This is a genomic window from Frankia sp. AgKG'84/4 (assembly GCF_023242965.2).
Taxonomy (GTDB): Bacteria; Actinomycetota; Actinomycetes; order Frankiales; family Frankiaceae; genus Frankia.
The window spans coordinates 1-1,453 of the sequence record NZ_JALKFU020001084.1 but is presented as its reverse complement, the minus strand read 5'-3'; the positions used below and the strand labels follow the sequence as shown (position 1 = coordinate 1,453).

1 protein-coding gene is annotated in these 1,453 nt (G+C 77.2%); it reads right to left on the bottom strand.

Going from position 1 to position 1,453, the window contains the following annotated elements; all coding sequences use genetic code 11:
- On the bottom strand, positions 1 to 1,453 hold a 1,453-nt coding region (locus MXD58_RS27475), incomplete at both ends, for a flagellar hook protein FlgE (protein ID WP_374616728.1).

Below are 1,453 nucleotides of genomic sequence, written 5' to 3'. Positions count from 1 at the left end.
CCGTCGGTCAGGCGGAAGCCGCCGCCCGTGGTCGCGGTGACCGTCCAGTCGTGGGTGGTGCCGTCGGAGGCGAAGGTCAGGCCCATCCCCTCCCGGGTCAGCCGGCCGTCGCCGCCGAATTCCTGAAACCGGCCGCCGGGGCCGTCGACGCGCAGTCCGCCGCCGGTCAGCGGGCTCACGGCGGCGTCGTTCGCCGTCCCCGCGAGCCGCGCGGTGCCGGCCGACCAGTCGATGTCGACGCTGGTCAGCGCCTGGGCCGCCGGGCTGGGGTGGCCGTTGTTCGCCGGGGCGAGCGAGCGCCGCTCGGAGATCAGCAGCCCGGTGGCGTCGAAGGTCTGCCACCGCGGTCCGTCGGTCAGGCGGAAGCCGCCGCCCGTGGTCGCGGTGACCGTCCAGTCGTGGGTGGTGCCGTCGGAGGCGAAGGTGCTCGCGGTGTTCGCCGACCAGTCGATCGCGACCTGGCCGAGCGGGCGCGGACCGGTTGCGGCCGGCCCGCTGGCCGAGAGCGGGACCTGCTCGCCGACCAGCAGCCCGTCGGAGTCGTGGAGACGGAAGGCGCCCGGGACGGCAGGGTCGGTGACCCGGTAGCCGTCGGGGTGCGGGGACACCGATCGGGTCGTGTCCGGGACGCCGTTCGCGAGCAGCCCGGCGGGCGTCCTCGCGTCGGGACGGAGATCGACGCGCAGCCGGGTGTTGCCGAGCGGGCGGCCGTCCGCGCCGCGCAACGTCACCTCACGGACCCGCAGGCCGCCGTCGGCGGCGAACGCGCGGTGCCCATCGGCGTTGTCGAGGTGCAACCCGCCGTCGTCGGTGGCGGTGACGGTCCAGTCCTGACCGGCGCCGGACGGGTCGACCGTGCGCGCGGTGTTCGCCGGCCAGTCGATCTCGACGTGGCCGAGTGGACGCGGGGTGCCCACCGTCGTCGCGGCACCGGAACCACCCGGCGCGGACGCGGACACGGCGGGCGGGAGTGGTTCGGTGAGCGGGCGGCGTTCGGCGCGCAGGGTGCGGTCCGGACCGATCCGCGCCTCGTAGCCGTGGGCTCCGAGCAGGCGCAGGCCGCCGTCGTCGCGGGGTTCGTGCCGCAGGTCGAGGGACCGGCCGTCCGGCGTGTCCAGCACCGCGGTGCCCGTCACCTGGTTGAGGTGCAGCTGGCCCCAGGGCCCGTTCGGCCCGGTGACCGGTGCGCCGGAGGCCCGCAGCACGCCGGCGTCGTCGTAGACCTGGAACTCGCCGGACGCCGCCTCGACACGGACGCCGCCGTCCGGGAGCAGCGAGACGGCGCCGTGCAGTCCGGGCCGGCCCTGGGCGTCGGTGATGCCGCCCTCGCCGGGCCCGTTCTGGCCGGGCGGTGGCAGGACGGCCGAGAGCCGCGCGCCGGCGGCGAGTTCCCGCCGCAGCGGGACGGGGGCCGGCGCCTCGCTGATGACCGCGGCGGTCGAGGCCTCGGCCC